Source organism: Halolamina salina, from assembly GCF_042678005.1.
Taxonomy (GTDB): domain Archaea; phylum Halobacteriota; class Halobacteria; order Halobacteriales; family Haloferacaceae; genus Halolamina; species Halolamina salina.
The window spans coordinates 20,317-26,945 of record NZ_JBHUDH010000014.1 but is presented as its reverse complement, the minus strand read 5'-3'; the positions used below and the strand labels follow the sequence as shown (position 1 = coordinate 26,945).

Here is a 6,629-nt window from a genome sequence, read left to right as displayed (position 1 = left end):
GGCGACCGGGCGCGGGTTCGGCGGCGCCGACGGTGAGGCCGACGCCGACCGCGTCGAACTGTCGGCGCTGGGGTCGCTGTTCGAGTGAGGCCGTGATCGGAAGGGCGCGGGCGGTCGGGCCTGCTCGCCACGGATCCGTCCCACCACCTTTGTGACGGGGCGTCGAACGGACGGGCATGAGCCTGATCGCCGAACTCCGGATCTCCGGCGAGCCGTTCGCACTGAGCCGGGCGCTCGGGGCGGCCCCGGGGATGCGCGCCGAGACCGAGTACAGCGTCTCCGCCCCGGCCGGACCCGTCGCGTTCCTCTGGGCGTGGGGCGGGGAGTTCGACGCGTTCGAGGCGGCGCTGCCCGACGACCCCACGGTACGGGAGTTCGAGCCGATCGAGGACGGCGGCGACCGACGGCTGTACGAGGTGGTGCTCGACGACACGGCCGACCTCATCGATCCGGGCGTGTTACACCGGCGCACCAGCGCCTCGCAGCTCAGGATGGTGACCGGCGCGAACTACGCGGTCGTCACCGAGCGGCTCCCCGATCACGAGTCGCTGGCGTCGTACATCGCCCGCTGCCGCGACCACGGCTACGCGGTGGAACTGCTCCGGGCGTACCCCGCCGACGACGAACACGAGCGGTACGACCTCTCGACGAAGCAGATCGAGGCGCTCGGCGCGGCGCTGGAGGCGGGCTACTTCGAGACTCCCCGCCGGACCGACCTCGGAACGCTGGCCGAGCAGTTCGACATCTCCGAACAGGCGCTCTCCGAGCGGCTCCGCCGCGGCGTCGCCGCGGTGTTGGAGTCGACGATCGGCGAACTCGGCGACGGCGAGCGACCCCGGCACCGAACGGACCGGCACACGTGAGCCGGGGTCGACCGGTATAGTTTATAAAACCCGGATCACACAAGCCAAAGGACTACCCCCGGTCGCGTCGAACTGTTGAGTGTCCACCGGCGTCCTACGCCGGATGGGCTGCCTCTGACACTGGGGTGTGACCCCCTTCCCGTCCACCCCTTTTCGTTTCGCCCCATAACCTTAGTAACAGGCCGCCGAAGCGAAAACTGTGAGCCTCATCGCCGAACTCCGTCTGGCCGACGCGCAGCTGGTGCTGCGGCCGTCGCTGGAGGCGGCGCCCGAGATGACCCTGAAACGGGAGTGGGCGACCGCCGCCGACCGGACTTCCGACCCCATGCTGTTCGTGTGGGCCTCGGGCGGGGACTTCGAGGCGTTCGAGGCGGCGCTGCCCGACGACCCGACGATCGGCGAGCACGAGTGTATCGACGACCGCGGCGACCGACGGCTCTACCGGGTGACCGTCAACCGTGAGATCACTACCAACCCCGCCCCGATCGACCGGGAGACCGGCGCCTCGCGGCTCTCGATCGAGACGACCGTCGACGGCGCGGTGCTCGAAGTGCGGCTCCCGAACCGTGAGGCGCTGACGGAGTACATCAGCCGCCTCCGGGAGAACGGGTTCACCGTCGACCTGCTGCGCGCCCACGACGCCGACGACGGCGGCGGCAGCGAGTACGGGCTCTCCGAGAAACAGGCCGAGGCGTTACAGGAGGCGCTCCGGGCGGGCTACTTCGAGGTGCCTCGCGAGACGGATCTGGAGAGGCTGGCCGATCGGTTCGACATCTCCGAACAGGCGCTCTCCGAGCGGCTCCGCCGCGGCGTCTCCTCGGTGCTCGGGGCGACGGTCGGGGAGCCGGAAGAGTCGCGGGTCGGCGTCGGGAGCGAAGCGCCGTCCGCGCTCGGCGGCGCGGCCGACGACGAGTAGCCTACAGGAAGCTCTCGACGTGGTCGGCGACCTCCTCGGGGGTGTCGCCGACGGGGACGCCCGCGTCGTTGAGCGCGTCGATCTTGCTCTCGGCGGTGCCGGTGCCGCTGCCGGAGACGATGGCGCCGGCGTGACCCATCCGCTTGCCCGGCGGCGCCGTGCGGCCGGCGATGAAGCCGGCGACCGGCGTCTCCATGTTCTCGGCGATGAACTCCGCGGCCTGCTCCTCGTCCTCGCCGCCGATCTCGCCGCACATCACGACCGCCTCGGTTTCGTCGTCCTGCTCGAACAGTTCGAGCGCGTCGATGAACGAGGTGCCGATGATCGGGTCGCCGCCGATCCCGACGGCGGTGCTCTGCCCGATCCCGCGCTGGGTGAGGTTGTCCACGACCTGATACGTCAGGGTGCCCGAGCGGGAGACGAGGCCGACCTTCCCCTCCGCGAAGATGTTGCCCGGCAGGATGCCGAGCTTGGCCTCGCCGGGGGTGATGATGCCCGGACAGTTCGGGCCGATCAGGCGGGTGTCGACCTCCGAGAGGCGCTTGTTCACCTTCGCCATGTCCTGCGTGGGGACGCCCTCAGTGATCGCGACCGCGAGATCGACGGGGGCGTCGAGCGCCTCGAAGATGGCGTCGCCGGCAAAGGCCGGCGGGACGAAGATCACGGAGGCGTCGCCGTCCTCCTCGATCGCGGCTTCCTCCACGGTGTCGTAGACGGGGACGCCAGCCGAGGTCTGGCCACCCTTGCCGGGGACGGCGCCGGCGACCACGTTGGTGCCGTACTCGATCATCTGCTCGGCGTGGAAGTTCCCCTCCCCGCCGGTGATTCCCTGTACCACCACGCGCGTGTCGTCGTCGACGAGAATGCTCATTCGTTCACCTCCTCGGCGTCAGCAACCGCACGCTGGACCGCCGACTCCAGCGTCTTCTCGACCGTCACGAGGTCGGTGTTCAGGATCTCCATGCCCTCCTCGGCGTTGGTCCCGGCCAGCCGGACCGTCACCGGCTTGGGGATCTCGTCGAACTGCTCCAGCGCCTCGTTGATCCCCTTGGCGACCTCGTCGCCGCGGGTGATCCCGCCGAAGATGTTGAACACGACCGAATCGACGTTCTCGTCGGAGAACACCATGTCCAGCGCGTTCGTGACGCGCTCGGCCTTGGCGCCGCCGCCGATGTCGAGGAAGTTCGCGGGCGTGCCGCCGTAGTAGTCCACGAGGTCGAGCGTCGTCATCACGAGGCCGGCGCCGTTGCCGATGATGCCGACGTTGCCCGAGAGTCGGACGTAGTCGAAGCCGTACTCGCCGGCCTTACGCTCTAAGTCGTCCTCGTAGCTGTCCTCCTCCATCTCGGCGAGTTCGGGCTGGCGGAACAGCGCGTCCTCGTCGATGTTCATCACGGCGTCGGCGGCGATCACGTCGTCGTCGGCCGTGATCATCACGGGGTTGACCTCGATCTCGGAGGCGTCGGAGCTCTCGTAGAGGTCGAACAGCGTCCGCAGGATCGACGCGACCTCGCCGGCGAACTCTCGGTCGACGCCGGCCTCGTACACGACCTTCCGGGACTCGTAGGGGTGCATGCCGAAGGCGGGGTCGACGTGTTCGCGGGCGATCGCCTCGGGGGTCTCCTCGGCGACCTGCTCGATGTCGACGCCGCCTTCCGTCGAGACCATCGCGACCGGCTCGCCGGCGGATCGGTCCATCGTGACGCCGACGTACAGTTCGTCCACGAAGTCGACGCCGGCCTCCACGAGCACGCGCTCGACGGTGTAGCCCTTGAGGTCCATCCCGAGGATCGACTCGGCGGCCTCGCGGGCCTCGTCCTCGCTCGTGACGATCTCGATGCCGCCGGCCTTCCCGCGGCCGCCGACGTGGACCTGTGCCTTGATCGCGGCGGGGAAGCCGATCTCCCCCACGGCCTCGACGACCTCGTCGACCGAGGAAGCGAGCCGGGACTCCGGCACCGGGATGCCGGCGTCGGCGAACACCTCCTTGGCCTGATACTCGTGTAGTTTCATCGCCTAGAGGAACTCGGGAGCGTGGGGCGCATAATCCCGTCGGTACGCGACGACGTGACGGGCGTCACGGGAACCCACACCCTGCCGCGACCGACGGGTCCTTGTCGCGGGCGACGGAGGAGTCGACGATGGCAGACGCGCTCGCCGCGCCGCCGGTCGTGTACGCGCTCGCGCTGGTGCCGGCGCTGCTGTGGGGGTTCTCGCCGGTGCTCTCCAAGCGCGGGATGGCCGCCGGCGGCACCTCGCTGCAGGCGTCGCTGGTCGTCGTGATCGTCGACAGCGGACTCTATCTCCTCGCGCTCGCCGCGCTCCGGGGCGGGAACGCGTTCGCCGGGCTGTCGGTCGAGACGGTCGGCGTGTTCGTCGTCGCCGGCGTGTTCGGCACCGCGCTCGGCCGCCTCGCGACGTTCGCGGGCGTCGACCGCGTGGGTGCGAGCGTCAACAGCGCCGGCGTCTCCGCCCGCCCGCTGTTCGCGACGCTGCTCGCGGTCGGCTTCCTCGGCGAGCCGGCGGCCCTGACCACCGCCGTCGGCGTCGTCGTGCTCGTCGTTGGCCTCGCCGCGCTCGCGCTCGGGAAAGGCGGCGACATCGGCGGCTGGGAACCGTACGAACTGCTGTTCCCGGTCGGGGCGGCGGTCTGTTTCGCGATCGGGAACGTGCTCCGGCGCTACGGGCTGACCAGTTCGGGCGTGACCTCGCTGGAGGCGGTCGCAATCAACGAGTTGGCCGCACTCGCCGTGCTCGCGGGCTACGCGGCCGCCCGCGGGCGGCTGGGTGAGTTCCGCGACGCGCCCCGGGAGACGTGGGCGTACTTCGCGGGCAGCGGGACAATCACCGCGTTCGCGCTGCTGTCGCTATTCGCGGCGCTCGGCCACCCGCAGGGGACGGTTGCGATCGTCGACCCGCTGGCGGCGACGGCGCCGCTTTTCACCACCGCGTTCGCGTACGTTCTGCTCGGTGACCTCGAACGGGTGACCCGCGGCGTCGTCGTCGGCGCGGCGCTGATCGTGCTCGGGGTGGCGCTCGTCACCGCGGGGCCGGCGCTGGTCGGCTGACGGGGGAGATGACCCGCCCGACGACCACGAATTAATGTCGGCCCGGCACGTAGCCGGCGCATGGCCAAGTACTCGACCGGGAGCGGTGGCGGCGGCGACGACGGCGACGCGTGTGAGCTCTGCGGGACGGAGTCGTCGTCGCTCCGGAAAGCCAACGTCGCGGGCGCGGAGCTGCTCGTCTGTTCGGACTGCGAGCCGATGGGCGCCAACCGCCACAAGGACGAGAAGAAACGCGAGCAGGAGGGCGGGACGCGGGACGGCGAGCGCACGAACCGCAAGAAACGCGCCGCCCAGAACACCGCGAAGCTAATGGACTCGAACGAGCCCGACACCGAGTGGGTCGAGGGGACCGAGTACGACGAGGACAGCCTCCCGTACCTCGTCTCCGACTACGGCGACCTGGCCACCGAGGCCCGGCAGGACGCCGGCCTCACGCCGGAGGAGGTCGCCGACGAACTGGAGATCGACGAAGAGGACCTGCTCGCCGTCGAGGAGGGGCGGGCGGTCCGTGCCGACGTGAGCGGCAGCGTGATCGCGAAACTGGAGGACCGGTTCGGGATCGAACTGTCGGAGTAGGCACCCCGGCTGCGAGCGCGGAGATAGCCGCAGCCCACGGATTTTTGCTGGCCGGGCTGTTTCCCGCAGCCATGCAGACGCTCGCGCCGGACAACCCCGAGACGCTCTCTTTCGACACCGAGGTCGCGGCCGTCGACGGCCGCGAGCTACTGCTCCACGAGACGTACTTCTACCCGGAGGGCGGCGGCCAGCCCGCCGACCGCGGCGTGATCGACGACGTGGACGTGGTCGACGTACAGAAATCCCCCGACGGCGTCGTCCACACGCTGGCCGAGGCGCCCGACCTCGAGAAGGGCGAAACGGTCCACTGCGTCGTCGACGCCACGTTCCGCACCTACTGCAAGCGGGCCCACACTGCGAGCCACGTGCTGTTCGGCGCCGGCCGGCGCGTGCTCGACGACGTGGGCTACGCCGGCTTCGACATCGGCGAGGAGACGGTCCGCGTCGACTTCACCGCCGACACCGAGATCACCGACGCGCGGATGGTCGAGATGGAGCGGCTCGCGAACCGCGCGGTCTGGGACTCCCTGCCCGTCTCGTGGGAGTACCAGAGCCCCGAGACCGCCCGAGAGCGCGAGGAGGTGGCGTTCAACACGAAGACCGAGGAGGGCGCGATGGCCGACGCCGACGAGGTGCGCATCGTCACGGTCGAGGGCTGGGACGTGGCGGCCTGCGGCGGCACGCACGTCTCGAACACGCAGGAGATCGGCCCGATCCACGTGCTGAACCGCTCGAACCCCGGCGAGGGCGCGACCCGGGTGGAGTTCGCGGTCGGGCCGAAAGCGATCGACGGCGCCGCCGAACTCCACGACGCGGCCCGCGAGGCCGCGACGGACCTCGACGTGGCGCCGCCGGACATCCCGGGCGCCGTCGACCGACTGACGAGCGAACGCGACGAACTCCGCGAGGAGGTGGCCGACCTGAAGTCCGAACTGCTCTCCTACCGGCTCGACGACCTCGACCCCGTGGAGCGCGACGGCGGGCGCTGGCTCGTCGGCGCGGTCGAGGGCGCGACGCCGAACGACCTGCAGGGCGAACTGGAGCAGTACGTCGGCGAGGAGATCGATGGCGTGGCGGTCGCCGGCACCTCCGGCGAGACGTTCGTCGTCGTCGCGACCGACGGCGACAGCGACGCCAACGCGGTCGTGCAGGACGTGACCGACGAGTTCGGCGGCGGGGGCGGCGGCAGCCCGACGTTCGCACAGG

At 70.5% G+C, this 6,629-nt stretch carries 7 protein-coding genes; 5 read left to right on the top strand and 2 right to left on the bottom strand.

Going from position 1 to position 6,629, the window contains the following annotated elements; all coding sequences use genetic code 11:
* Positions 1-176 precede the first annotated feature (176 nt).
* Together ACFR9S_RS02165 and ACFR9S_RS02160 are read left to right on the top strand one after the other, a co-directional pair.
* Complete coding sequence (locus ACFR9S_RS02165) at positions 177-863, top strand: helix-turn-helix domain-containing protein (RefSeq protein WP_379732662.1); 687 nt, start codon at positions 177-179, stop codon at positions 861-863.
* A gap of 199 nt (positions 864-1,062) precedes the next feature.
* A complete protein-coding gene (locus ACFR9S_RS02160) occupies positions 1,063-1,779 on the top strand; it encodes a helix-turn-helix domain-containing protein (RefSeq protein WP_379817971.1) in 717 nt (238 codons plus the stop codon).
* 1 nt (position 1,780) lies between these two features.
* Here ACFR9S_RS02160 and sucD read toward each other — a convergent pair whose 3' ends face one another.
* Together sucD and sucC are read right to left on the bottom strand one after the other, a co-directional pair.
* Positions 1,781-2,650, bottom strand: a complete 870-nt coding sequence (gene sucD, locus ACFR9S_RS02155; protein WP_379817970.1) for a succinate--CoA ligase subunit alpha — start codon at positions 2,648-2,650, stop codon at positions 1,781-1,783.
* Positions 2,647-3,792: an ADP-forming succinate--CoA ligase subunit beta gene (gene sucC, locus ACFR9S_RS02150; RefSeq protein ID WP_379732533.1), complete on the bottom strand. Its 1,146-nt coding sequence runs from the start codon at positions 3,790-3,792 to the stop codon at positions 2,647-2,649. The genes sucD and sucC overlap by 4 nt, the downstream gene beginning before the upstream one ends.
* A gap of 128 nt (positions 3,793-3,920) precedes the next feature.
* On the opposite strand from sucC, the gene ACFR9S_RS02145 reads away from it, so the two are divergent.
* The 3 genes from ACFR9S_RS02145 to ACFR9S_RS02135 form a co-directional block, all read left to right on the top strand.
* Positions 3,921-4,847, top strand: a complete 927-nt coding sequence (locus tag ACFR9S_RS02145; RefSeq protein ID WP_379817969.1) for a DMT family transporter — start codon at positions 3,921-3,923, stop codon at positions 4,845-4,847.
* A 60-nt stretch (positions 4,848-4,907) separates the two neighbouring features.
* A complete protein-coding gene (locus ACFR9S_RS02140; protein WP_379732600.1) occupies positions 4,908-5,423 on the top strand; it encodes a helix-turn-helix domain-containing protein in 516 nt (171 codons plus the stop codon).
* Between the two features lie 71 nt (positions 5,424-5,494).
* On the top strand, positions 5,495-6,629 hold a 1,135-nt coding region (locus tag ACFR9S_RS02135), incomplete at its 3' end, for an alanine--tRNA ligase-related protein (protein WP_379817968.1).

Excerpts from the sequence above, each read along its gene's own strand:
- ACFR9S_RS02165 (WP_379732662.1), top strand. The coding sequence starts at position 177 with ATGAGCCTGATCGCCGAACTCCGGATCTCCGGCGAGCCGTTCGCACTG.
- sucD (WP_379817970.1), bottom strand. The coding sequence starts at position 2,650 with ATGAGCATTCTCGTCGACGACGACACGCGCGTGGTGGTACAGGGAATC.
- sucC (WP_379732533.1), bottom strand. The coding sequence starts at position 3,792 with ATGAAACTACACGAGTATCAGGCCAAGGAGGTGTTCGCCGACGCCGGC.
- ACFR9S_RS02145 (WP_379817969.1), top strand. The coding sequence starts at position 3,921 with ATGGCAGACGCGCTCGCCGCGCCGCCGGTCGTGTACGCGCTCGCGCTG.
- ACFR9S_RS02140 (WP_379732600.1), top strand. The coding sequence starts at position 4,908 with ATGGCCAAGTACTCGACCGGGAGCGGTGGCGGCGGCGACGACGGCGAC.